This is a genomic window from Pseudomonas sp. P4_B3, from assembly GCF_056402295.1.
Genome location: NZ_JBFUHR010000027.1, coordinates 55,483 through 78,746, shown reverse-complemented (window position 1 = coordinate 78,746; position 23,264 = coordinate 55,483). Strand labels below are relative to the sequence as shown.

Genomic DNA, 23,264 nt, shown 5'->3' with positions numbered 1-23,264 from the left:
CCTTAAAGCTGGCCAGGCAAGGCGTAGGCCGCTGGGAATGGTTGTTCCCTTTCCAAGGCCTGCAACGCAGCATGGCCAGCTTTAAGGCACAACCCGGCGCGGTAGGGAAACTAATTGAGAACGCCCCCTAGCCGTGTTGTGCAAAGTCAGGCTATGTAGCCCCGGTGTCATCGCCATTAAGCTTTGGTGATGCTTATATGACAGCCCACAAGGAGCCTCTTATGCCCTGGCAAATCCTGTTGAACCGCCGTGATCGCCTGCCCGCCAACCCGGATCTGGCTGAAGGTTTCGCGACCTTGTTGCAGCAGTTGGGAGCGGTCACGCCGTTCGAATTGGCCGTGCTTGGCGGGCGGTTGATGGCGACGCCGGGGCTGGCGTTTCTGGTGGGGTATCAAGCGGCCTTGCGCATGCTCTGGCCGAGTGCGCCGCTGAGCCTCGGCGCGCTGTGCGCCACCGAACAGCGCAGTCTGCGCCCGGCCGACATGCAAACCCGACTGAGCGGTTTGCGTCTGAGCGGACGCAAGGATTTCGTCACCGCCGGCAATGCCGCCGACTGGCTGCTGGTGGCGGCCCGCAGCGAGGAGCCCGGTGTCGATCCACGCTTGAGCCTGGCGGTGATCTATCGTGGTGAGCCGGGTGTGCGGGTGGAAAAGCTGGCGCCGATTCCGTTGATGCCGGACATCAGCCACGGCTGCTTGTTTCTGGATAACGCACTGTGCGAATTGCTCGCCGGGGATGGCTGGGACGCGTACGTCAAACCGTTCCGCACGCTGGAAGACATCTACGTACTGAGCGCCATGACGGCGTGGTTGTATGGCGTCGGCCAGGAATGCGATTGGCCACAAGGCTTGCAACTGCGGTTGCTGGGGTTGTTGGCCGGGTGCGCGGAAACCAGTCGCCAGCCACCGACCAGTCTGGCCGGGCATGTGGTGCTTGGCGGGTTATTTGCGCAGTTCGAAGGGCTCAAGGCTGAAGTGGACGAGGCAATGGCTGGCGGGCCTGCGCAGTGGCCGGCGATGTGGCAGCGGGACAAGGCGGTGATGGATTTGGCGGCGGGGGCGCGGGGCAAGCGGCTGGCCAAGGCACTGGCGGAATCTTCGCTGCCCTGACCGGCCTCTTCGTCGGATCGCCGCCCGGACCAAGCCCGCTCCCACAAGGACCTGTGTCGTATACAAATGTTGTGTTCGACGCAGCACCTGTAGGAGCTGGCTTGCCAGCGAAAGCGCCCTCACAGACAACACAAATTTCAGAACTGTCATCAACCTCGACTAGGCTCACCAAGTTCAATCTCCGAGCCCCCGCCATGCCTAAAGGCTTGTCCCTTATTTTCCTGCTGTTGCTCAGCTTCACGGTCCAGGCCGAAAACTGGCCCGCCGAGCAATGGCCGACCGCCCCGACGCCGACCGGCCCGGCGCTGCAAGCCCTGGAGGCCTACGCCTTCCCATCCCGCGATGACACCACTCGCCAGGGTGTTCGTACCGATGCCTTGCTGGTGATCCGCGACGGCCAGTTGATCTACGAACGCTACGCCGGTCCGACGACGGCCGAGACGCCGCACCTGACCTGGTCGATCAGCAAGAGCCTGATGGCCACGATCCTCGGCGTGGCCTATGGCGAAGGCTTGTTCAAGCTCGGCGACCCGGTGGCGAAGTTTTATCCGCCCCTGAAAAAACACCCCGACATGACCATGGCCGACCTGCTGCACTGGGCCTCGGGCCTGGATTGGCAGGAGGACTACGAATACGCACCGCTGAAGTCTTCGGTGGTGGCCATGCTCTACACCCGCGGTCACCACGACATGGCCGCGTTCACCGCGGCCCATGATGCTTATGCCGCGCCAGGCCAGGCGTTTCGCTACTCCAGCGGTGACAGCAACCTGCTGTCCGCCGCGCTGAAAACCATCGTCGGTCCCGGTCGTTATCCCGACTTTCCGTGGACTGCATTGTTCGAACCGCTGGGCATTCGCCACGCGATCTGGGAAACAGATGCCACGGGCACTTTCGTCGCGTCGTCCTATGCCTACCTCACTGCACGGGACCTGGCCCGGGTCGGTCTGTTGATGGCCCGCGAAGGTCGTTGGGGAGGCAAGCAGCTACTGCCCAAGGATTGGGTGGCGTTCAACCGCGAGCCGTTCGCTCACTATCACGCACACAAAGACGATGCCGTACCCGGCGGCCAATGGTGGCTCAATCGAGCCGTCGAGGGCGCGGCACAACCCTGGCCCGATGCCCCCGCCGACACCTTCGCCGCATTGGGTCATTGGGGGCAGGCAATGTATGTGATCCCCAGCGAACACCTGGTGATCGTCCGCTATGGCGATGACCGCGACGGCAGCTACCGGCACAACCAATTGCTCCAACTCGCGCTCAAGGTCTTTGCCGGGAAGGTGCAGCCATGACCGGTTTCATTCGCCGTCGACCGGCCAGTTCCCTATTGTTGATCCTGCTGATCGCCTTGCTCGGCTGGTTCTGGCACGAGCGGGTGGCGCTGTGGGCGTTCCCCGACATCATCAGCGCCTACACCGCCAAGGAATACTGTTCGTGCCGCTACGTGATGAACAACGACGCCGAGTACTGCCACGGTTATGTGCAACAGTGGCTGCCCGCCAGCGACTTTACCGATGATGTTGCTGGCAAGCGGGTAACGGTCAGCGGCATGGGCCGCAGCAACAGCGCAGTGTGGATCGGCGAGCGCCAGGGCTGTCGCTTGCAGCCCTGAGTGCGATGAAGTGCCTGGGTGAGAGGAGGGCTTTTGTGGCGATGGGGTAACGGATGGCTTGCAATGCGCTGAAGGCCGGTTAAGGTTCAGCACAGGTTTATCTGCCCCACGAGTCTCTATGTTCAAGCGCTCCACCCTTCAACCCCTCGCTTTCCTGCTGCTGGCCGGTGCTGCGTTGTCGGCCCGTGCCGATTGGTACCTGGATGGCGAGTCTTCGCGCCTGTCGTTCGTCAGCACCAAAAACGCCAATGTCTGCGAAGTGCAGCGCTTTCTGGTGCTGCACGGCAAGGTCGATCCCGAAGGACTGGCGCAGGTGGAAGTCGAGCTGGAGTCGATCAACAGCGGCATTGCGCTGCGCGATGAGCGCATGCGCAAGGAACTGTTCCAGATCGACCGGTTTCCCGACGCCTTGATCACCACGAAAATCGATCTGCGCCCGATCAATGATCTTGCTCCCGGCGCACAGCTGGAGTTGCGCCTGCTGCTGATGGTGGACCTGCACGGCAAACAACACGAATACCCCGCCGAACTGCTGGCGACCCGTCTCGATGACCGGCGCTTCCAGGTGGTGACCCTCGAACCGCTGGTGATCAATGCCGAGGATTTCGATCTGACGCCTGGTCTGGAGACGTTGCGCAAAATGGCCGGCCTCTCGGCGATCAGTCTGTCGGTGCCGGTGGGTGCGGTGCTGATTTTTACGGCGCGCTGACATGGCCGGAGCGATTTTTCCCTGGCGTGAAGGCAACCACTTCGAACTGCTGGTCGATGGTCCGCAGTTTTTCCCGCGCATGCTGGTGGCGATTGCCCGCGCCGAAGAACAGGTTGAGTTGGAGTTGTATCTGGTGGAGGCGGGCGCCTGTGCCGAAGCCATGGTCCAGGCCCTGGTACAGGCCGCCGAGCGTGGGGTGCGGGTGCGCTGCCTGTTCGATGATTACGGCAGCCTCGCCTTCACCCTGACCTTGCGCCGGCGGCTGATGGCCGCCGGGGTGGAGCTGCGTTTCTACAATCGCCTGAGCTGGCGGCGCTGGGTCGGCAATTTCTACCGCGATCACCGCAAGCTGTTACTGGTGGACCAGAGCATGGCAGTGGTCGGCGGCACCGGTGTCACCGACGAGTTTTGGACCCCGGGGGAAGACGTCAGCGAATGGCACGAAGTGATGGTGGAAATCACCGGGCCGCTGGTGCTCGATTGGCAGTTGCTGTTCGACCGCCAGTGGATCGCCAACCGCCATCGTCGCGCCTGGCGTCCCGCCTCGCATTTCGGCTTGCCGCGCCTGCCTCGGGTGCCATCGATGGGCGAGGGCATGGGCCGGGTGGCCTATGCCGACGCCCGCCAGCACCGGGATATTCTGCAATCGCTGGTGCGCGCCCTGAACAGCGGCCAGCGACGGATCTGGCTGGCCACGCCGTACTTTTTGCCGACCTGGAAAGTCCGCCGTTCCCTGCGCCGGGCGGCTGCCCGGGGCGTCGATGTGCGGTTGCTGCTGACCGGGCCCCGTACCGATCACCCGTCCGTGCGCTACGCCGGGCATCGTTACTACCCGCGACTGCTCAAGGCCGGGGTGAAGATCTTCGAGTACCAGCCGTGTTTCCTGCACCTGAAAATGGTCTTGATCGATGACTGGGTGAGCATCGGCTCGTGCAACTTCGATCACTGGAATCTGCGCTTCAACCTGGAAGCCAATCTGGAAGCGCTGGACCCCGGGTTGACCCGGTCGGTGGCCGCGAGCTTCGAACACGACTTCGCCCTGAGCCAGCAAGTCAGCCTGGAAGAATGGAAGCGCCGGCCACTGTGGCGGCGGATCAAGCAGCGGGTGTGGGGATGGGTGGATCGGGTGGTGGTGAATCTGCTGGATCGAAGGGGTTGAACCCAAACTTTCAAACACCCTGAAACCACTGTAGGAGCGACGGTGCGGCGACCCGACCTGCTCGCGATGGCGGCCTGACAGTCAACAATGATGTTGAATGTTATGGCCTCATCGCGAGCAGGCTCGCTCCTACAGGTTTTTGCGGTGTGTCAGGGATTACAGCAACTCAAAACTCTGCTGCGTCACGTCCTGGGAATCCAGGCCGATCTGCACGTTGAACTTGCCCGGCTCCGCCGCGTACTTGAGCTGGGTGTTGTAGAACTTCAGCTCGTCCTCAGTGATGGTGAAGTGCACGACCTTCTGTTCGCCGGCCTTGATCATCACTTTCTGGAAGTTCTTCAGTTCCTTGATCGGGCGGATCATCGAGCCGGCCACGTCCTGGATGTACAACTGCACCACGGTTTCGCCGTCACGCTTGCCGGTGTTCTTCACTGTGACGCTGGCGTCGAGCTTGCCGGTCTTGTTCAGTGTGGTCGACGACAGGGCCATGTCGCTCAGGCTGAACTCGGTGTAGCTCAGGCCATAACCGAACGGGTACAGGGGGCCTGTGGTGTCATCGAAATATTGCGAGGTGTAGTTGCCCGGTTTGCCCGGGGTGAACGGCCGGCCAATGGTCAGGTGGTTGTAGTAGGTCGGAATCTGGCCGACCGAGCGCGCGATACTGATCGGCAGTTTGCCCGACGGGTTATAGTCGCCGAACAGCACATCGGCGATGGCGTTGCCGCCCTCGGTGCCGGTGAACCAGGTTTCCAGGATCGCGTCAGCCTGCTCCTTCTCCTCGAGGATCGTCAGTGGGCGGCCGTTCATCAACACCAGCACCAGCGGTTTGCCGGTGGCCTTCAATGCGCGAATCAGCTCGCGCTGGTTTTCCGGGATGTTCAGGTCGGTGCGGCTCGACGATTCGTGGGACATGCCACGGGATTCGCCGACGGCGGCAACCACTACGTCAGCGTCCTTGGCCGCTTTCACTGCTTCGTCGATCAGCACGTTCGCCGGGCGAGGGTCATCCACCACTTCCGGGGCGTCGAAGTTGAGGAAGTTGAGGTAGCCGAGGATGTTCTTGTCACTGGTGATGTTGGCGCCACGAGCGTAGATCAGCGTCGATTGAGCGCCCAGGGCGTTGGTCATGCCGTCGAACAGGGTCACCGATTGCGCCGGTTTACCGGCAGCGGCCCAGCTGCCCATCATGTCGATGGGCGCCTTGGCCAGCGGACCGACCAGGGCGATTTTTGCAGTCTTCTTAAGTGGCAGGGTTTCGTTGCGGTTTTTCAGCAGCACTTGGCTGCGACGCGCCACATCGCGGGCCTCGGCGCGGTGCAGACGGCTGTCGGCGTAGGTGTCGACCGGGTCATCCTCGGCCTTGCCGATGCGCAGGTACGGGTCCTTGAACAGGCCCATGTCGTACTTGGCGCCCAGTACCGCACGCACCGCATTGTCGATGTCGCTCTGCTGGATCTCGCCGGACTTCAGCAGCCCTGGCAGCTCTTTGCCGTACAGGGTGTCGTTCATGCTCATGTGGATGCCGGCCTTGATCGCCAGCTTCGCCGCTTCGCGACCGTCGGCGGCAACGCCGTGCTTGATCAGCTCGAAAATCGCCCCGTGGTCGCTGACTGCCAGGCCCTTGAAGCCCCACTCCTTGCGCAGCAGGTCGTTCATCAGCCAGGTGTTGGCGGTGGCCGGCACGCCGTTGATCGAGTTCAGCGCGACCATCACTCCGCCGGCACCGGCGTCAATCGCCGCACGGTACGGTGGCAGATAGTCCTGGTACATTTTGACCGGGCTCATGTCGACGATGTTGTAGTCGCGGCCACCCTCGACCGCGCCGTACAGGGCGAAATGCTTGACGCTGGCCATGATGCTGTCGGCCGCGTTGGCGCCAGTGCCCTGGAACGCCTTGACCATCACGCCGGCAATGCGCGACACCAGGTAGGTGTCTTCGCCGAAGCCTTCGGAAGTACGGCCCCAACGCGGGTCGCGGGAGATGTCGACCATCGGCGCGAAGGTGATGTCGAGGCTGTCAGCCGCGGCCTCCTTGGCGGCGATGCGCCCGGACAGGCCAATGGCGTCCATGTCCCAGCTCGAAGCCAGGGCCAGCGGGATCGGGAAAATGGTGCGGTGGCCGTGGATCACGTCGTAGGCGAAGAACATCGGGATCTTCAGGCGGCTGCGCATGGCCGCGTCCTGCATCGGCCGGTTTTCCGGGCGGGTGATCGAGTTGAACGTACCACCGATGTTGCCCGCCGCGATTTCCTTGCGGATCAGCTCCCGGGGCATTTCCGGGCCGATGCTGATCAGGCGCAACTGGCCGATTTTTTCATCGAGGGTCATTTGCTTCATCAGATTGCTGACGAAGGCTTCCTTGTTCTCCAGGGGGGCGGGTGTCGTGGCGGCCAATACGTTATGACTGGCCAGGCTGACGAACAGGCCCAGCAAACACAGCTTCTTCATGAATAGTTTTCTCAAGGGCCCAAACGGCGATGCACACGCCGGCCAGCCAAAATTTAGGGAGCGTCTATTGTTGTTCGGGTGCCCGCTCAAAAGACCAGAGCCAAAAAACCACAGCCAGATGGCGGATGCGTTTTTGCGCAGGGCCTCTTTTTAGCCCATCGGCCCGTTGCAATCCAGAGGCGCGGGCGATTATGCCCCAAGAGCCGGCTCAGTAGGTTTCACGGTCGGTCTTTTCATGAAATGTACAAGGGAGCTTCAGCCTGATGAATGTAAGTCCAATCTACCGTTCGCGCCTGCAGGTCGCCACGCTGCTGATGCTGGCCACGTTGCTGACCGCTTGCGGCATCAACAATATCCCGACCCTCGACGAACAGGCCAAGGCCGCCTGGGGCCAGGTGCAGAACCAGTATCAGCGCCGTGCTGACCTGATTCCCAATCTGGTGGAAACCGTCAAGGGCTACGCCAAACATGAGGAAGAGACCCTGACGGCGGTCATTGAAGCTCGGGCCAAGGCCACGTCGATCCAGGTGGATGCCTCGACCCTCGACAACCCGGAAAAACTCAAGCAGTACCAACAGGCCCAGGATCAGCTCAGTGGCGCCTTGAGTCGTTTGATGGTGGTCTCCGAGCGCTATCCGGACCTGAAGGCCAACCAGAACTTCCTCGCCTTGCAATCGCAGCTTGAAGGCACCGAGAACCGGATCAGCGTGGCCCGGCGTGATTTCATCCTCGCGGTGCAGAAATACAACACCGAGATCCGCACGTTCCCCGGTCGCCTGTGGCACAGCGTGATGTACAGCGACCTGCCGGTGCGCGAGACCTTCGAAGCCACACCGGGGTCGGAAAAGGCCCCCGAGGTCAAATTCTGAATCAACCCTGTAGGAGCTGCCGCAGGCTGCGATCTTTTGACTTTGATTTTTTCGCGAGCGCTAAAGGTCAAGATCAACAGATCGCAGCCTGCGGCAGCTCCTACAGGGCCAGGCTTGGGACGGAAGAGGTTGCTAATGCGTGTGTTTAAAACAGTCCTGTTGCTGTTGTTCTGGCTGGTGACGATCACGGCCCGGGCCGAGCTGAGCTTCCCGGCGCTGACCGGGCGGGTGGTCGACAATGCGCAGATGATCGAGCCATCGGTGCGCCAGCAACTCAGCCAACAACTTCAGGCCCATGAGCAAGCCACCGGCGAGCAGCTTGTGGTCGTGACTTTGCCGGATTTGCAAGGCGCCGACATCGCCGACTTCGGTTACCAACTCGGCCGCCACTGGGGCATCGGGCAGAAGGACAAGAACAACGGCGCCTTGCTGATCGTCGCCCGGGACGAGCGTAAACTTCGCATCGAAGTCGGCTACGGCCTGGAGGATCGCCTGACCGATGCCCAGAGTTCGGTGATCATCAACCAGGTCATTACCCCGGCGTTCAAGACCGGCAACTTCAGCAAGGGCATCAGTGACGGCGTGGCGGCGATGCTGGTGGTGCTGGGCGGCAACCCCCTGGACGAACCCTCCACGGCGTATGAATCCAGAGGCGATCCGGGGGGCGATTTCGTCTCGCGGCATCCCGGGTTGTTCGTGTTTTTGCTGATGTTGTTCATCCTGACTGTTTTTGTGTGCCAGATGCTCGGTATTCTTCCTGCCGGCCGGGGCGGCTCCGGCGGATCCGGGGGCGGCTTTGGCGGTGGTGGATTTGGCGGCGGCGGTGGAGGTGGAGGCTTCAGCGGCGGCGGGGGCAGTTTCGGCGGGGGCGGTTCGTCCGGCGGCTGGTGATAATAAAAACGAGCAGGCAATTCACGACATGGCATTACTGACTGAACACGAACAACGCAAAGTCGCCGAGGCAATTGCCCGGGTCGAGCGCGATACTGACGCGGAACTGGTGACCGTGCTCGCGGCCCGCGCCGACGACTATGCGTACATCCCGTTGTTGTGGGCCAGCCTGCTGGCGCTGCTGGTGCCGGGCATCGTGCATTACCTCACCGGTTGGCTGACCCTGCACAGCCTGCTGATGGTGCAATGGGCGCTCTTCATTGTGCTGTGCCTGGTGTTCCGCCTGCCGAACGTCACCACCCATCTGATCCCGCGCTCGGTGCGCCACTGGCGCGCCTCGAACCTGGCGCGCCGGCAGTTCCTGGAGCAGAACCTGCACCACACCGAGGGCAGCACTGGCGTGCTGATTTTCGTCTCCGAGGCCGAGCGTTATGTGGAGATCCTGGTGGATGAAGGGATTTCCAGTCGCCTGGACAACAAGAACTGGGACGCCATTGTCGCCACGTTCACCCAACAGGTGAAGCAGGGGCAGACGCTGCAAGGGTTTGTCAGCTGCATCGAAGCCTGTGGCGAGTTGCTCAAGGTGCATGTGCCAGTGACCCATGCGCGCAATGAATTGCCGAACCGGTTGGTAGTGCTCGGCTAAGACTTTTCATCGCGTTATGTAGCGCTCGCCGCTACAACTCCCGTCGATTGTTCGGGTTCGGCCTGATCGTCAGTATTTCTCTCTAACAGTGGACGCCCAGCGACGGGTGTTCCCGCGAAGAGGGATTCTTATGTCAACCCAACAATCGAATGACTCTTTGGCACGGGTAGCACCCGGCGCAGAGGCAAGTACACCAACGGCGAAGCTGACGGCGAAAGAAACACAAATCCTGATGTGGTGTTTCAAGGGCAAGACTTCCTGGGAAATCGCCAGGATCGAGAATTGCTCGGAATCTACCGTTAATTTTCACTTCACCAATATTCGCCGAAAGTTCGACGTCAGCACTCGCAGTTCTGCCTTGCTCAAGGCGATCGAGTCGGGAGCGATCATCGTGGATTCGGTCGTTGCGCGAGGTGCACATGAGCCTGACTGATTCGACCTACAACGGTATCAGTGGGCTCATGTTGGGAATGGGGATTGCATCACTGCCAGTGGTTGATGGCGAGGTACTGTTTGGTGCAATGCTCGGCGCGTGGCTGGTTACAACCACTCGCACTGACTTCAAGGCCTGGCAACGCATCGGTTCCTGGTCGCTGTCTGCGGGTGTCGGTTACCTCTTCACGCCTGTCGCACATCCGCTGGTGCCTTTTCTGACAGCAGGCGTGACAGCCTTTCTTTGCGCACTGGTTGTTATTCCTATGAGCATCAAGTTCATGCAATGGATCGATAGCGTCGGTATCGGCGAAATCATTCGACACCTGCGAAGGCGAAGATAAGGGGCCATGAATGGGTTGCTTTGGTGTGGGTGGCGGGCGCGGCATGTCTTGAAACTATGAAACTTCGGATTACATAGGTCATCAAGTTTCATTCGAAGGTTTAAGTGTTGCCAGAATGGAGGCCATTTCGCAAAGCCTGAGTTCCATATCACGCAGTCGTTGCTTTTCCTCGAGTGCGTGTTGTATGGCGCAGCGATCATTTTCGTCGAGCAACCGCCAGAGCGTGAGAATGGTGTTTTCCCGTGTTGTGCTTTCCTGATTGGCTTCCGAAGAATTAGTAACTGTTTGTCTCAAAATCGGACCTTCGCCCAGCAGCAACCAGTCAAGGGAGATACCCCGAGTTTGAGCAATTTCTACGCATAATGAGTACGGCGTGCTGTCGCGGCCTTTCCAGCTACTAAGGGTTTGCGGGCTGATCTGTAGCGCCGAAGATAAAGAAACATCGGTTTTAGTACCTGTAACTTGCTTTAAACGAGCCAGAACAGCTTGTGATTTTTTGCTACGCAATTTGAGCCTCTTCCTTTTGACATATGCTTTTTGAGTGCCTAATTTATGCGTAATGAGTACTTTTTTTCTTGTAACTAATCAATCGTCAAAGATGAGTCAGAAGAATACGATGTCGAAACTTCCTAATGCTATCAGGGTGATTTCCTACGAGCATGGCTCGAACCCATTACGCGTCTGCCCGATGCACTTCCTTATGTCTGGCAGACACTGTTCGCAAGACCGGAGCGCCGCGATGAAACTCTCAAGCAGTATTGCGTTTGATCAGGTTGATTGCCACCCAATGACCGTCGGGAATCAAGCATGAGTACTTATAAAATGGTGTGCCCGCACTGCTTGAACAGGATGCGCATCCGCACCAGCGAAGGCCGACATATTTTCCTGCGGGTGGCGTATCTGCAATGCACGTCGGAAGCTTGCGGTTGGTCCGTGCGTGCCGAATTTGAAATGACCCATGAACTTTCGCCCAGTGGCATGCCCAATCCGGCCGTACGCCTGCCTTGCGCCGGACCCGATTTGCGCCGTGCCGCCCGGCCCGTAGCAGTCAGTCCTGCCACCACAGACGTTCCGCAGGAGACGTGAGCATGAAGGTCATCGATGAAAATACAGATCTGAATGAGGAGCTACTGGCTATAGCCCAGGCGTTTCTACGGCGTCATGAAAGTGAAGGAGGGATCGATGATCAAGTCCTGTTTTGTCGCGCGGTGAAGCATCTGCAGGGTATGGATGTACCGATGTACCTGGCGGAAAGGCTGGTTAGCCGTGCCTACGGCGTACTCAAGTCGTGCGACGACCGGCGGCGCCTGGATATCGAGGCAAGTTCCGAAACGGTCGCCGTGGTGACTGACCCTGCCAATGGCCTGACTTGGGCGGTGCCAGTGGGGCTGATCGTCAAACACATCATCAACTCGCCGAACAACCGCAGGCTTCGCCTGGTGGAACCCTGAGTTTTCAGCGGTTGTATTGAGGTCCTGGGCACCATGACTGGGACCTGCCGCAAAATAACCCCGTGCCCAAAGTCCTCGTCCCCCTTAAAATACCGGCATTCTCCGATTTGCATCGCCTGAGGCCGCTTTTCCATGTCCGTCACCGCCACTCCCGCCAGCCTCGCGCCGGATCATCACGCCCAGTTCATCGACCTGGTGCAAACCAGCCTCGAGCAAAATGCGTTCATCAAACTGGTGCTGGCCAAGTACGTGGGCGATGAAACGGACCTGCAGCGGATCATCATCAAACCGGTGACGGTCAAGGCGCTGCCTTGCCTGTCCTTTGTCTACCGCTACAAGACCCGCGACATCACCAAGAACCTGCCGCTGGCCGAAGGCGTGGCGAGCATTGCCCGGCTGCTGCCAGCGTCGTTCAAAAATGCGCATTTGTTGGCGTTGACCGACGAAGTCCAGCTCGAATACAGCAAAAAGGGCAAGTCATCGCTGTTCAAGAGCAAACCTCAACAATTGCGCGAAGTGCCATCGGCCGAGCACAACCGTGAAAAAAACCGTTTTCTTGACCTGAGCCGGCCGTTTCTCGCCGACCTGGGTGTGACCAACCAGCAGCATGAGCTGATCCCGGCGATGTCGCGCAAGTGGAAGCAGATCAACAAGTTCATCGAAGTGTTCAGCCATGCGCTGACCTCGTCGCCCCTGGCGCTGGACAAACCGGTGCGCGTGGCGGACTTCGGTTCGGGCAAGGGTTACCTGACCTTCGCCATCCACGATTACCTGCGCAACACCTTGAAGGCCGAAGGCGAGGTGACCGGCGTCGAGCTGCGTGAAGACATGGTCACCTTGTGCAACACCGCCGCCGCCAGGCTTGAACACCCCGGCCTGGTGTTCAAGTGCGGTGACGTGCGCAGCGTGGCGCCGAGCGAGCTGGACGTGATGATCGCCCTGCATGCCTGCGATATCGCCACTGACTATGCGATCCACACCGGCATCCGTTCCGGCGCCTCGATCATCATGTGCTCGCCGTGCTGCCACAAACAGATCCGCCTGCAAATCCAGAGCCCGGCGCTGCTCAAGCCGATGCTGCAATACGGCTTGCACCTGGGCCAGCAGGCGGAGATGGTCACTGACAGTTTGCGCGCATTGTTCCTTGAGGCCTGTGGCTACGAAACCAAGGTGTTCGAGTTCATCTCCCTGGACCACACCAACAAGAACAAGATGATCCTGGCGGTCAAACGCGCCGAGCCGGTGGCCCCGGCCTTGTTGCTGGCGAAGATTCAGGAGCTGAAGGATTTCTATCACATCAGCGAGCATTGCCTGGAAACCTTGCTGCGCGCTGACGGCTATTTGTAAACATCACAATCCTGTAGGAGCCGGCTTGCCGGCGATAGCGATCTCGAGGACGCCATCGCCAGCAAGCCGGCTCCTACAGGGTCATGCAGTGGCAGTTCGCGCCGGGCGCACTGTCGTTTTGCGTCCGAGCATCACAGTGACAATAACGCCGCCAGCAAACAGCCAGGTAATCGGCTCCACATGTTCACCGAAAAACAGCGCCGAGAAGGCGATGGTGAAGAAAATCTGTAGCAACTGGATCTGACTGACCCGGGCAATGCCGCCCATGGCCAGCCCGGCGTACCACGCGAAGAAACCGATGAACTGCGAAAATAGCGAAACATAACCGAAGGCCCACCAGGTCTTGGCGGAAACCTCGCCCTGATGCTGCAGCGCCAGATACACCACCGGGCCGATCAGCAGCGGCGTCGACAACACCAGCGCCCAGCAGATCACCTGCCAGCCACCCATCTCCCTGGCCAGTCGGCCTCCCTCGGCGTAGCCCAATCCGCCCACTGCAATGGCACCAAGCATCAGCAAATCTCCGGCCTGAATGCTGCCGGCACCGCTGATCAGTGCATAACCGAGCACCAACGCGCTGCCCAATGCCGCGCAGGCCCAGAAGGCTTTCGAAGGCCGCTCATGGGACAACCACGCGGCATACAGCGCCACGCACAGCGGCTGCAAACCGTTGACCAGCGCACCGTGGGACGCCGGCAAGGTTTGCATGGCCCAGGCCGACAATACCGGGAAACCGAGGATCACCCCGGCTATCACCAGCGTCAGGCCTTTGACCTGTTTCCAGGTCGGCCATTTTTCCTGGTGCCACAGCAACAGCAACGCCGCCGGAACCGCTGCAAACAGTGCCCGGCCCAGGCCATTGAGCAGCGGGTGCAGTTCCTGCACGACGATCCGCGTGAAGGGCAGGGTGAGGCTGAAGATCACAACGCCGAGCAGGCCGAGGGCCATGCCGGTGTTTTCGCGCGAGGACATGATGGCAACCAGAATCGTGGAGGGTGGGAGGTAGTGTTATCTAGCCATAAACCCGGTGTAAGCCGCTGTTACAGCTAGGCACAGACTTATCCGTACAGTTGCGAGTAATGCGAGCAACGCGTAGGAGCTCCCGAAGGCTGCGATCTTTTTACCCGCCGCGCCACAAATCCAATAAATCCAAGGATCAAGATCAAAAGATCGTCCGAACGCGGCCCGAGCCTTCGGCAGCTCCTACAGTGGTCCTGTGCATTCGTAGTAGCCGGTTGTTACCCGCCCAGCCGGATAAGGACTACCTTGAATACTCCTGCAAGCCCACTTCCAGAGGAGTCCTCCCCATGGCTGCGAAAAAAATTCTGATGCTGGTCGGTGATTACGTCGAAGACTATGAAGTGATGGTGCCGTTCCAGGCGCTGCTGATGGTCGGCCACACGGTGCACGCCGTTTGCCCGGACAAGGCTGCCGGCCAGACCGTGCGCACGGCGATCCATGACTTCGAAGGCGACCAGACCTACAGCGAAAAACCCGGTCATCTGTTTGCCCTCAACTTCGATTTCGCCAAGGTCAACGCTGCTGATTATGACGCCGTGCTGATTCCCGGCGGCCGTGCTCCGGAGTACCTGCGCCTGAACGAAAAAGTCCTGGAGCTGGTGCGCGCATTCGACAAGGCCGGCAAGCCGATCGCTGCCGTGTGCCATGGCGCGCAGTTGCTGGCGGCCGCGGGTGTTCTCGAAGGTCGCGAATGCAGCGCTTATCCGGCCTGTGCTCCGGAAGTGCGACTGGCGGGCGGTACGTATATCGATATTCCGGTGACGGACGGCCATGTTCAGGGCAATCTGGCCACAGCTCCGGCCTGGCCTGCGCACCCGAACTGGCTGGCCGGTTTCCTGGGGTTGCTGGGTACCAAAATCACGCTGTAACGAGGGATAGGTCCATGTGCGAGCTGTACGTCAAAGCCGACCCGATACTCTACGAATCGCGCTCCCGCTCGCTGCGCATCTGCGGGGTGGTCACCACCCTGCGGCTGGAGAATCAGTTTTGGGACATCCTCAGCGAAATCGCCGAAGTCGACGGCATGACCACCAACCAATTGATCGCCAAGCTGTATGAAGAGGTGATGGACTATCGCGGTGAGGTGGTCAATTTCGCTTCGTTCTTGCGGGTGAGTTGTACGCGGTATCTGAGCCAGCGGCGGGTGGCTACTCCGGAGTTGTCGGTGGTTCGGGCTGCAGTGAAATAGGTTGGTTTTGCGCTGCATGGGCGTTCCGACGATGGGGCCGGTACAGGCGACAGAAACACCAGGCTGGTCTTTACTGTGGAGCGCGCAACCTCTCAATCGCCCAGGAGAAAGAGCATGTCCGGATGGTATGAAGTGAGCAAAAGCAGCAATGGCCAGTTCAGGTTTGTCCTCAAGGCGGCCAACGCCGAGACCATTCTGACCAGCGAGCTGTACACCACCCACGCTGCCGCCGACAAAGGCATCGCCTCGGTCCAGGCCAACAGCCAGCTGGATGAGCGTTACGAGAAGAAAACCACCAAGGATGGCCATCCGTATTTCAACCTCAAGGCGGGCAACCACGAGATCATCGGCAGCAGCGAGGCCTATTCCTCCGCTGCAGCCATGGAGAAAGGTATCGCCAGCGTGAAGGCCAACGGCTCGACCAAGGTGGTCAAGGACAAGACGTTGCCGGTGTTTTGAGTACAGCTTTCAAATCCAGCACAAATCCCTGTGGGGGAGTGCATTCCAATGTAGGAGCGAGCCTGCTCGCGATAGCGGCAGCTGCGTCGCCGCTAAACCTCGACCGGAACCGCCATCTTCGGACCACCCAGCCCATGGCTCTTCGAATCAAAAAACCTCAACTCCACACCCGTCCCCTCAAACACCTTCGCGTAATGCCGCTTCTGATGCTGGATGAACGGCTTGCTGCGCGGGTAAATCGAGATCGCCACCACCTGCGGTTTTGCCAGGCGCAAGGCGTGGATGATATGTCTGTCCTGCTCCCCCAACGCATGGCCGAAGATGCACAGTGCCTGGCCGTGACCGAGTAGTTGCTCGTAGCAGAACGACAGATAGTCCGAACTGCGGATGGTCTTGAGCTTGTCCGCGCTCGGCCCTTCGTTGACGAACAGCGGCACGTCGTCGAGGGTCTTGATCGTGTTGTTGATGGCGAAATTGCCCAGCAACGTGCCCTCGGTCGACATCAGCTTGCGCGCCGTGCCGTCCTGGTTGCGCACCAGGTGCAGGCCTCCGTGCAGGTACAGCAAACGGGTTTTGTCGGTGGCCGTGTCGCTCAGGTCGAAACCGGGTTCGCCTCCCTGGAACAGGTCGGTAATCGCCCCAGGTTGGTGTTGCACCGCCCAGTAGGAGAGCAAGTCGTAATTGGTGGTGAACACCGTGCGATAACTGGTCAGTTCCTGATTGATCGTCGCCAGCGTCGAAGGCACCACCAGCCGCCACGGGATATGTAGCGCATGCACGGTGTTGATCAGCGCTTCCTTGATCGCGTAATAGCGATTGCGTGGGGCGGCGGAGCTGACAGCCAGGGCCTTGTTAACCCGGCTGGTGGTTTTCAGTGCGCTCAATACCTGCTCGAAACTGCGGGTCTGCAGCGCATCGAACACGCTCAGCTCGGACGGGCTCAGGGGTTTTTCTTCAACGGTGCGGGCGTTTTCGAACAGCGACTCGTAGCCGAAATCGTCCCACACCGCGCGACTGGCGCCGTTGCCCACCAGCAAACCACTGAACGAAGCGGTGTTGCGCAAGACGTTCCAGTCTTCAAGTTGGGCATCGACATCCTGGAAATCGGTCATTGCGGTCTTCGTCTCACGGCAAAAGGTCTGTGGGCGGCGACTTTATCACGACCGGTGCCCGGACCACGGCACGACGCGGGCGAAGAACGCTATGCTGCGACTTTGCCTGAGCCGACTTCGCCGAGTACCCGATGCTGCAAAAAAGCCTGATCCGCCGTCTCGACCTGATCACTCTGCAACTGTTCGTCGCCGTCCATGAAGAAGGCACGCTGACCCGTGCCGCCTCGCGCCAAGCGATTGCCGTCTCGGCGGCGAGCAAGCGCTTGATGGAGCTGGAGGAGGCGCTGGGCATCAGTCTGTTCGTGCGCCAGGCCAAGGGCATGTCACTGACGCCGGCCGGTGAAACCCTGCTGCACCATGCCCGGCAGATGTTGTTCAACGTCGAAAAAATGGGCCTTGAACTGGGCGAGCACAGCCACGGTGTGCGCGGCTATGTGCGGATGCTCGCCAACCTGTCGGCGATCATTCAGTTTTTGCCCGAGGACCTGCGGGATTTTTCCGAGCGTCACCCACAGGTCAAGACCGACCTCGAAGAACGGCCCAGCGCCGGGGTGATTCAGGGCGTGCTCGACGGGGTGGCCGACCTCGGGATCTGTTCCATCGACAGTGACATCAAGGGCCTGCACAGCGTGCTGTATCGCCAGGACAAACTGGTGGTGTTGATGCCGCCCCATCATCCATTGGCGAGCCGGTCGAGCGTGGCGTTCGCCGATACGCTGGGCAGTGATTACGTTGGCTTGCATGCCGCCAGTTCGATCAACATGCGTACCCATGCCGCAGCCCGTGAGGCCGGCAAGGTGTTGCGGGTGCGCATTCATGTGCCAGGGTTCGATGCCATGTGCCGGATGATCCAGGCCAACATGGGGATTGGCATCCTTCCGCAGCGGGCCTATGAATTGTTTGGCCGGGCACTGGGCTTGCACGCGGTGCCGTTGACGGACGAGTGGTCGGACCGGGCGTTGATTCTGGTGGTGCGCGACGAGGCGTTGCTGTCGCCGGTGAGCCGGATGTTGTTTGAGCATTTGCGGGGTTCAGCCTGATAGTTCTCGGCTGAATGGGCGGGCCTCATCGCGAGCAGGCTCGCTCCTACAGGGGATGTGTGATCGCCACGAATCAACTGTAGGAGTGAGCCTGCTCGCGATGGCGGACTGAAGGTCGCGATAATCCTCTTGTCGAGCGTTCGCATTTCGCGAACGCCCGTTGCTAACTGAAGGTTGGATTCCCGAGCCCCCTGTCCTCTAGCCTTGGCGCATATTCCAAGAACAAGAGGTACCCCGCGATGACTGCCCCCTTGAGTGCGATCAAAGTGATCGAGATCGGCACGCTGATCGCCGCGCCATTTGCGGCGCGCATGCTGGCCGAGTTCGGCGCCGAGGTGATCAAGATCGAAGCCATGGGCCAGGGCGATCCCCTGCGCAAATGGCGCAAGCTGCACGAAGGCACCTCGTTGTGGTGGTACCTGCAATCACGCAACAAGAAGTCCCTGGCGCTGAACCTCAAATCCCCCGAAGGCATCGAACTGGTCAAGCAACTGGCGACCAGCGCCGATGTGCTGATCGAAAACCTGCGCCCCGGCGCCCTGGAGAAACTGGGCCTCGGTTGGGACGTGTTGCACGCGCTCAATCCCAACCTGACGCTGGTGCGGATTTCCGGTTACGGCCAGACCGGCCCGTACCGCGATCGTCCGGGTTTTGGCGCCATCGGCGAGGCCATGGGCGGCATCCGCTACACCACCGGCACGCCAGGTTCGCCGCCGGCGCGGGTTGGCGTGAGCCTTGGCGATTCCCTGGCTTCGTTGCATGCGGTGATCGGTGCGCTGATGTCGCTGCTAAGGGTCAAGACCGGGCAGGGCGGCGGGCAAATCGTTGATGTGTCCCTGGCCGAAAGCGTGTTCAACGTCATGGAAAGCCTGGTGCCGGAATACGACATGCTTGGCCATGTGCGCGAACGCAGCGGCGGTGCCTTGCCGGGCATCGCGCCATCCAACACGTATCTGACAGCCGATGGCGCCTACGTGGTGATCGCCGGTAACAGCGATCCGATCTACAAGCGCCTGATGCAAACCATCGGCCGCGCCGATCTGGCCGAGGCGGCGGAATTCGCCCACAACGACGGGCGTGCAGCCAAAAGCAATGTGCTCGACGCCGCCATCACCCACTGGACCAGCAGTCTGCCCATCGACGAGGTACTGGCCGCTCTGGAGGCCGCCGAAGTCCCGGCCGGGCGCATCTATTCGGTGGCCGACATCGTCGCCGATCCGCACTACCAGGCGCGGGACATGCTGCTCAATGCCGAGCTGCCCGGTGGCGCCACGGTGAAGATGCCGGGCATTGTGCCGAAACTCTCCGAGACCCCCGGCGGTGTGAACTGGTCCGGCCCCGGGCTGGGCCAGCACACCGACGGCATCCTCGCGCAATTGGGCCTGACCGCGATGGACATCGAACGCCTGAAAGTCGAAGGAGTGGTGCAATGATCACTGATTATTCCGATAGCCTGATCGTGCAGGAAGTGTCCCCGCGCGACGGTTTGCAAATCGAGCCGACCTGGGTTGAAACCGACGACAAGATTGCCTTGATCGATCAATTGTCGCAGGTCGGATTCAGCCGCATCGAAGCCGGTTCGTTCGTGTCACCCAAAGCCATTCCTGCACTGCGCGATGGCGAACTGGTGTTCAAGGGCATCGCCCGGCAACCGGGGGTGATCTACGTCGCGTTGATCCCCAACCTCAAAGGCGCGCAACGGGCACTGGCGTGCCGTGCCGATGAGCTGAACCTTGTGATGTCTGCCAGCCAGACTCATAACCGGGCGAACATGCGCATGGGTTGTGAAGATTCATTGGCCGCGTTCGGCGAGATTGTGCAGTTCGTCGGCGACAGCGCCGTGCGACTCAACGCCAGCATCGCCACCACCTTCGGCTGCCCGTTCGAGGGCAAGATCGATGAGGACCGTGTACTGCACATCGTCGAGGCCTATCAGGAGCTCGGCATCCAGGGCATCACCCTGGCCGACACGACGGGCATGGCCAACCCGCGTCAGGTCGACCGACTGGTGCGCCGGGTGCTGCAGCGGGTGTCCCCGACGGACCTGACCCTGCACTTTCACAACACCCGCGGCCTCGGCCTGTGCAACGTGCTGGCCGCCTACGAGGCCGGTGCCCGGCGCTTCGACGCGGCCCTCGGTGGTCTCGGCGGCTGCCCGTTTGCGCCGGGGGCATCGGGAAACATCTGCACTGAGGATCTGGTGAACCTGTGCGATGAAGTCGGCATTCATACCGGCATCGATTTGCCGCTGCTGCTGAAACTGTCCCGAGGGCTGCCGGCGCTGCTCGGCCATGAAGTACCAGGGCAACTGGCCAAGGCTGGACGTAATTGCGATCTGCACCCGATCCCCACCTGACACCAATCCCCTGTAGGAGCGAGCCTGCTCGCGATAGCGGTGAGGCAGTCGACATCAATGTTGGATGTGACTCAGTCATCGCGAGCAGGCTCGCTCCTACAGTAAAAAGCACCTTAACCAGACAACAAAAACAATCGGACACCCACGGGAAGTCCGCCTGGAGAACTGCAATGAGCCTGAATGCACTGGAGGCCGGCGCGAGCCCGGCCGTTAGCCACGACACCGAAAAAGCCTTGGTCAGTAAAGTCGCCTGGCGCCTGATGCCGCTGATCATGGTCTGCTACCTGTTCGCCTTTTTCGACCGCATCAACATCAGCTTCGCCAAGTTTCAGCTGCAGACCGACCTGAGCCTGAGCGACACCGCGTACGGCCTAGGCGCCGGGTTGTTCGTGGTCGGTTACGTGATTTTCGAAGTGCCGAGCAACATGATGCTGTACAAGGTCGGCGCACGCCGCTGGATCGCCCGGATCATGATGTCCTGGGGCCTGGCCACGGCGGCCATGGTGTTCGTCAACAGCGAATGGCAGTTCTACGTGCTGCGCTTCGTGATCGGTGCGATGGAGGCGGGGTTTGCCCCGGGCGTGCTGTACTACCTGACCCTGTGGTTCCCGCAGCACTATCGCGGGCGTATCACCTCGATGCTGTTCCTGTCGTCGGCGTTCGCCGGCCTGGTGGGCGCGCCGTTCTCGGGGCTTGTGCTGCAACACCTCGACGGAGTGCTGCAAATGCGCGGCTGGCACTGGCTGTTCCTGCTCGGTGGCGTGCCGTGCATCGGCCTCGGTTTGCTGGTGCTGACCCTGCTCAAGGACCGCATCGAAGACGCCCATTGGCTGACGCCTTCGGAGAAGACCTTGCTGGCCAGCCGCATCGCTCAGCATGAGCCGCACAAGAGCGGAGGTTCGCTGCTCGCTGCACTTAGGATTCCGGGTTTCCTGACCTTGGGCCTGATCTATTTCCTGATTCAGGTGGCGTCCTACGGCTTGAATTTCTGGGCGCCACAACTGATCCGCAGCGCCGGCACTGAAAGTCCGGTGATGATCGGCTTGCTGACGGCCATCCCGTACATCTGCGGTGCCATCAGCATGGTGGTGATCGGACGCCTGTCCGATGCTTCTGGCGAGCGCCGCAAGTTTGTCGCCGGTCTGGTGGCGGTCGGTGCGATCGGGTTCTTCTGCGCGGGGATCTTCGCCAACCACACGACCTTCCTGATTGTCGCGCTGGGCCTGCTCGGTGCCGGGATCATCGCCTCTATCCCGAGCTTCTGGACCCTGCCGCCGAAACTGCTGGCCGGTGCCGGCGCGGGTGCTGCCGGCGGGATTGCAGTGATCAACACCCTGGGCCAGTTCGGCGGCATCGTCAGCCCGGTGATGGTCGGCCGGATCAAGGACCTGACCGGCAGCACCACGCCGGCGCTGTATGTCATCGGTGTCTGTGCGCTGATCGCGGTGGCGCTGTTGCTGTGGGGATTGCCGCAGAAGTTGCGCACACTCGATAAGTTTTAAAAGATCGCAGCCTTCGGCAGCTCCTACACGGACCACGCATCCCCTTAGGAGCTGCCGGAGGCTGCGATCTTTTGATCTTCAAGAAGTCGCTGTCATCGCTTTTTCCGCAGCGTCACTAAACTGAATCAACACCACCCCCGGCCATCAACAGCACCACCCCAAACACCTTGGGCAAGGTGAGCTGCCGTTCCACCAACCCAAACCAGCCGTAGTGATCCAGCAACAACGACGCCACCACTTGCCCCGCCAGCGCCAATGCCATGAACCCTGCGGCACCCAGCTTGGGCAGCAGCACCAATGCCAAGGAAATAAAGCACACCCCAAAAGCGCCACCGGCCCACATCCAAAGCGGCGCCTTGCTGATGAATGCCAGTGACGGCAACGGCAAACGCATCGCAACGATGATCGGCAACAACACCAAAATGCTCACGAGCAACGAGGCGAGCGTCGCCCACAACGGATGGCCCAACCCGCGCCCGAGATTGACGTTGATCGCACTCTGAAACGGCACCACCGCCCCGGCAATCATTGCCAGCACCAACAGACTCACCCAATGCAACGTACTCATGATCGATCCCCAACAGGTTTTGCTGGACTCTAGGGTATTCGTCGCGCAGATTTAAATTCCGTTTTGCTATTCAGAACATGCAGCAGATGAATGATCTTCGACGCATCGACCTCAATTTGCTGGTAATCCTCGACGCCTTGCTCAGCGAGCAACACGTGACCCGGGCGGCCGAGCGTCYGCACTTGAGCCAGCCAGCGGTCAGTCATGCGCTGGCGCGATTGCGTGACCTGCTCGGCGATCCCCTGCTGGTGCGCGCCGGTGCCAGCCTAGTACCGACTCCGCGAGCGCTGGAACTGGTGGCACCGCTGGCCGAAGCCTTGGCCCAGGTGCAAGCGCTGCTGGCGCCGAACGCCTTCGATCCGGCGACCACCCAGCGCACCTTCCGCCTGGCGATGTCCGACTACGGCGCCGCCATTGTCCTGCCGGGGCTGATCCGAGCGTTGCGCCGCGAAGCGCCGGGCATTGACCTGCAAATCAGCCATGGCAGCCGCGAAAGCATGCTCGAAGGGGTGCTCAACGGTGACATTGATGTCGCCGCCGGTGTATTCCCGGAAATGCCCAACGAGTTGCGCAGCACGCCGCTGTTCGAAGAGCACTACGCCTGCCTGCTGGACCCCAAAAGCCTGCCCGTCGACGGAGCCCTCGACCTGGCCACTTATTTGGCACGCCCCCACGTCCTGCTGGAGATGCGCGGCAGCGGCACCCCGGAAATCGAGCGGGCGCTGACCGCATTGCGCGAACGCCGGCGTGTCGCCATCAGCCTGCCGCACTGGAGCGTCGCCCCGGAGCTCATCAGCGGAACGGACCTGATCCTCACTGTCGCGTCGCGAGGCTTGCGCGATATCGATGAGTCCACATTGGTTGTCGTGCCACCGCCGTTTCACATTCCATCGTTCACTTTTGTGTTGGCGTGGCATACACGGCGGGGTGGAGATCAGGCGTTGAACTGGTTGAATCGGAGGATTGGGGAGGGGATCGAACGCTAGAAGCTTTTCTAAAATGGC

25 protein-coding genes and 1 pseudogene are annotated in these 23,264 nt (G+C 60.7%); 21 read left to right on the top strand and 5 right to left on the bottom strand.

All coding sequences use genetic code 11. From position 1 onward, the window contains the following. The first annotated feature begins 221 nt into the window (after positions 1 to 221). The 5 genes from AC1DWG_RS26590 (at position 222) to AC1DWG_RS26570 (ending at position 4,586) form a co-directional block, all read left to right on the top strand. Entirely contained in the window at positions 222 to 1,109 is an 888-nt protein-coding gene (locus AC1DWG_RS26590) for an acyl-CoA dehydrogenase middle domain-containing protein (RefSeq protein ID WP_477765079.1), read from the top strand. A 194-nt stretch (positions 1,110 to 1,303) separates the two neighbouring features. Continuing rightward, on the top strand, positions 1,304 to 2,398 hold the full coding sequence (locus AC1DWG_RS26585) for a serine hydrolase domain-containing protein (RefSeq protein WP_477765080.1): 1,095 nt from the start codon (positions 1,304 to 1,306) through the stop codon (positions 2,396 to 2,398). Then, a complete protein-coding gene (locus AC1DWG_RS26580) occupies positions 2,395 to 2,718 on the top strand; it encodes an amidase (RefSeq protein ID WP_477765081.1) in 324 nt (107 codons plus the stop codon). The genes AC1DWG_RS26585 and AC1DWG_RS26580 overlap by 4 nt, the downstream gene beginning before the upstream one ends. Before the next feature lie 118 nt (positions 2,719 to 2,836). Then, positions 2,837 to 3,427 carry a YceI family protein gene (locus AC1DWG_RS26575; protein WP_477765082.1) on the top strand — a complete coding sequence of 197 codons (591 nt, stop codon included), beginning with the start codon at positions 2,837 to 2,839 and terminating at the stop codon, positions 3,425 to 3,427. A 1-nt stretch (position 3,428) separates the two neighbouring features. Then, positions 3,429 to 4,586: a phospholipase D-like domain-containing protein gene (locus AC1DWG_RS26570; protein ID WP_477765083.1), complete on the top strand. Its 1,158-nt coding sequence runs from the start codon at positions 3,429 to 3,431 to the stop codon at positions 4,584 to 4,586. Between the two features lie 156 nt (positions 4,587 to 4,742). Here AC1DWG_RS26570 and bglX read toward each other — a convergent pair whose 3' ends face one another. Further along, the gene (gene bglX, locus AC1DWG_RS26565; protein WP_477765084.1) at positions 4,743 to 7,034 is read right to left on the bottom strand and encodes a beta-glucosidase BglX; all 2,292 of its coding nucleotides are present in this window, start codon (positions 7,032 to 7,034) and stop codon (positions 4,743 to 4,745) included. Positions 7,035 to 7,297: 263 nt separating this feature from the next. On the opposite strand from bglX, the gene AC1DWG_RS26560 reads away from it, so the two are divergent. The 5 genes from AC1DWG_RS26560 (at position 7,298) to AC1DWG_RS26540 (ending at position 10,216) form a co-directional block, all read left to right on the top strand. Then, on the top strand, positions 7,298 to 7,903 hold the full coding sequence (locus AC1DWG_RS26560; protein WP_477756454.1) for a LemA family protein: 606 nt from the start codon (positions 7,298 to 7,300) through the stop codon (positions 7,901 to 7,903). A gap of 135 nt (positions 7,904 to 8,038) precedes the next feature. Beyond that, complete coding sequence (locus tag AC1DWG_RS26555) at positions 8,039 to 8,794, top strand: TPM domain-containing protein (protein ID WP_477765085.1); 756 nt, start codon at positions 8,039 to 8,041, stop codon at positions 8,792 to 8,794. A gap of 28 nt (positions 8,795 to 8,822) precedes the next feature. Then, positions 8,823 to 9,440: a TPM domain-containing protein gene (locus AC1DWG_RS26550; RefSeq protein ID WP_477788567.1), complete on the top strand. Its 618-nt coding sequence runs from the start codon at positions 8,823 to 8,825 to the stop codon at positions 9,438 to 9,440. A gap of 130 nt (positions 9,441 to 9,570) precedes the next feature. Continuing rightward, positions 9,571 to 9,873 carry a helix-turn-helix transcriptional regulator gene (locus AC1DWG_RS26545; RefSeq protein ID WP_477788566.1) on the top strand — a complete coding sequence of 101 codons (303 nt, stop codon included), beginning with the start codon at positions 9,571 to 9,573 and terminating at the stop codon, positions 9,871 to 9,873. Next, positions 9,860 to 10,216, top strand: a complete 357-nt coding sequence (locus AC1DWG_RS26540; protein WP_477765087.1) for a putative holin — start codon at positions 9,860 to 9,862, stop codon at positions 10,214 to 10,216. The genes AC1DWG_RS26545 and AC1DWG_RS26540 overlap by 14 nt, the downstream gene beginning before the upstream one ends. A gap of 81 nt (positions 10,217 to 10,297) precedes the next feature. On the opposite strand, the gene AC1DWG_RS26535 is transcribed toward AC1DWG_RS26540, so the two are convergent. Next, entirely contained in the window at positions 10,298 to 10,723 is a 426-nt protein-coding gene (locus tag AC1DWG_RS26535) for a helix-turn-helix domain-containing protein (protein WP_477788565.1), read from the bottom strand. A 300-nt stretch (positions 10,724 to 11,023) separates the two neighbouring features. Here AC1DWG_RS26535 and AC1DWG_RS26530 point away from each other — a divergent pair, with 300 nt between their 5' ends. From AC1DWG_RS26530 to AC1DWG_RS26520, 3 genes are all read left to right on the top strand, one after another. Beyond that, positions 11,024 to 11,302, top strand: a complete 279-nt coding sequence (locus AC1DWG_RS26530) for an Ogr/Delta-like zinc finger protein (RefSeq protein WP_108216781.1) — start codon at positions 11,024 to 11,026, stop codon at positions 11,300 to 11,302. A 2-nt stretch (positions 11,303 to 11,304) separates the two neighbouring features. Then, the gene (locus AC1DWG_RS26525; RefSeq protein WP_477788564.1) at positions 11,305 to 11,667 is read left to right on the top strand and encodes a hypothetical protein; all 363 of its coding nucleotides are present in this window, start codon (positions 11,305 to 11,307) and stop codon (positions 11,665 to 11,667) included. Between the two features lie 132 nt (positions 11,668 to 11,799). Beyond that, positions 11,800 to 13,014, top strand: coding sequence for a class I SAM-dependent methyltransferase (locus AC1DWG_RS26520; RefSeq protein WP_477788563.1), 1,215 nt, complete (start codon positions 11,800 to 11,802; stop codon positions 13,012 to 13,014). Between the two features lie 81 nt (positions 13,015 to 13,095). Here AC1DWG_RS26520 and AC1DWG_RS26515 read toward each other — a convergent pair whose 3' ends face one another. Beyond that, positions 13,096 to 13,986 carry a DMT family transporter gene (locus AC1DWG_RS26515; protein ID WP_477788562.1) on the bottom strand — a complete coding sequence of 297 codons (891 nt, stop codon included), beginning with the start codon at positions 13,984 to 13,986 and terminating at the stop codon, positions 13,096 to 13,098. A 335-nt stretch (positions 13,987 to 14,321) separates the two neighbouring features. Between AC1DWG_RS26515 and AC1DWG_RS26510 the strand changes: the two genes are divergently transcribed. The 3 genes from AC1DWG_RS26510 (at position 14,322) to AC1DWG_RS26500 (ending at position 15,682) form a co-directional block, all read left to right on the top strand. After that, entirely contained in the window at positions 14,322 to 14,903 is a 582-nt protein-coding gene (locus AC1DWG_RS26510; protein ID WP_008051822.1) for a DJ-1/PfpI family protein, read from the top strand. A 14-nt stretch (positions 14,904 to 14,917) separates the two neighbouring features. Continuing rightward, on the top strand, positions 14,918 to 15,223 hold the full coding sequence (locus AC1DWG_RS26505) for a ribbon-helix-helix domain-containing protein (RefSeq protein WP_477788561.1): 306 nt from the start codon (positions 14,918 to 14,920) through the stop codon (positions 15,221 to 15,223). A gap of 114 nt (positions 15,224 to 15,337) precedes the next feature. Further along, a complete protein-coding gene (locus AC1DWG_RS26500) occupies positions 15,338 to 15,682 on the top strand; it encodes a YegP family protein (RefSeq protein WP_477756052.1) in 345 nt (114 codons plus the stop codon). Positions 15,683 to 15,774: 92 nt separating this feature from the next. Here AC1DWG_RS26500 and AC1DWG_RS26495 read toward each other — a convergent pair whose 3' ends face one another. Then, complete coding sequence (locus tag AC1DWG_RS26495; protein ID WP_477788560.1) at positions 15,775 to 16,794, bottom strand: DUF4917 family protein; 1,020 nt, start codon at positions 16,792 to 16,794, stop codon at positions 15,775 to 15,777. Between the two features lie 131 nt (positions 16,795 to 16,925). Here AC1DWG_RS26495 and AC1DWG_RS26490 point away from each other — a divergent pair, with 131 nt between their 5' ends. From AC1DWG_RS26490 to AC1DWG_RS26475, 4 genes are all read left to right on the top strand, one after another. Further along, entirely contained in the window at positions 16,926 to 17,834 is a 909-nt protein-coding gene (locus tag AC1DWG_RS26490) for a LysR family transcriptional regulator (protein WP_477788559.1), read from the top strand. Between the two features lie 239 nt (positions 17,835 to 18,073). Beyond that, entirely contained in the window at positions 18,074 to 19,267 is a 1,194-nt protein-coding gene (locus tag AC1DWG_RS26485; RefSeq protein WP_477788558.1) for a CaiB/BaiF CoA transferase family protein, read from the top strand. Continuing rightward, a complete protein-coding gene (locus AC1DWG_RS26480) occupies positions 19,264 to 20,190 on the top strand; it encodes a hydroxymethylglutaryl-CoA lyase (RefSeq protein WP_477788557.1) in 927 nt (308 codons plus the stop codon). The genes AC1DWG_RS26485 and AC1DWG_RS26480 overlap by 4 nt, the downstream gene beginning before the upstream one ends. A 170-nt stretch (positions 20,191 to 20,360) precedes the next feature. Further along, on the top strand, positions 20,361 to 21,692 hold the full coding sequence (locus AC1DWG_RS26475) for an MFS transporter (protein WP_223462967.1): 1,332 nt from the start codon (positions 20,361 to 20,363) through the stop codon (positions 21,690 to 21,692). Positions 21,693 to 21,770: 78 nt separating this feature from the next. On the opposite strand, the pseudogene AC1DWG_RS26470 reads toward AC1DWG_RS26475, so the two are convergent. Beyond that, a pseudogene (locus AC1DWG_RS26470) lies at positions 21,771 to 22,260 on the bottom strand (DMT family transporter). A gap of 77 nt (positions 22,261 to 22,337) precedes the next feature. Between AC1DWG_RS26470 and AC1DWG_RS26465 the strand changes: the two are divergent. Further along, positions 22,338 to 23,246, top strand: coding sequence for a LysR substrate-binding domain-containing protein (locus AC1DWG_RS26465; RefSeq protein ID WP_477788556.1), 909 nt, complete (start codon positions 22,338 to 22,340; stop codon positions 23,244 to 23,246). The last annotated feature ends 18 nt before the right edge of the window (positions 23,247 to 23,264 follow it).